Source organism: Psychrobacter sp. 1U2 (genome assembly GCF_051847575.1).
The window spans coordinates 1-548 of the sequence record NZ_JBPYDC010001653.1 but is presented as its reverse complement, the minus strand read 5'-3'; the positions used below and the strand labels follow the sequence as shown (position 1 = coordinate 548).

Sequence of the window (548 nt, the reverse complement as noted above, 5' to 3'; positions counted from 1 at the left end):
ACGAAGCTATCAATTCGTTATAAGTACGTAATTGGTTAAAATAAAAACACCCCAACGGTCTAAGATCGTTGGGGTGTTTTTTTCGGTTTAAGAAATTAGTGAAACAAGGAATCACTATGTAGCGTTATAAGCAACGCAGGTTTAAAGCTGACGTTTCCATGAAATTTTAAGCGTTCATATGCTTGATGACTGCTGCACCGAACTCCGAGGTACTAAGTAAGGTAGCCTTTGGCATCAAGCGCTCAAAATCATAAGTCACTGTCTTATTAGCAATCGCACCTTTTATACCTTCAATAATCAGGTCTGCTGCTTCAACCCAGCCCATATCACGTAACATCATCTCAGCTGACAGTATTAACGACCCTGGATTTACTTTGTTTTGACCTGCATACTTTGGCGCAGTACCATGAGTGGCCTCATAAACAGAAACAGCGCCGCCTTTATTCGCGCCTGGTGCGATACCAATACCGCCAACTTCTGCTGCCAGTGCATCAGAGATATAGTCCCCGTTTAAGTTTAGTGTTGCCACTACTGAGTAATCTGCAGGA

General features: G+C 42.7%; 1 protein-coding gene. It reads right to left on the bottom strand.

Translation table 11 applies throughout. The features are described from left to right. Positions 1-166: 166 nt before the first annotated feature. A partial coding sequence (locus ACS8FD_RS23690) for an isocitrate/isopropylmalate family dehydrogenase (RefSeq protein WP_439277650.1) occupies positions 167-548 on the bottom strand: 382 nt, incomplete at its 5' end.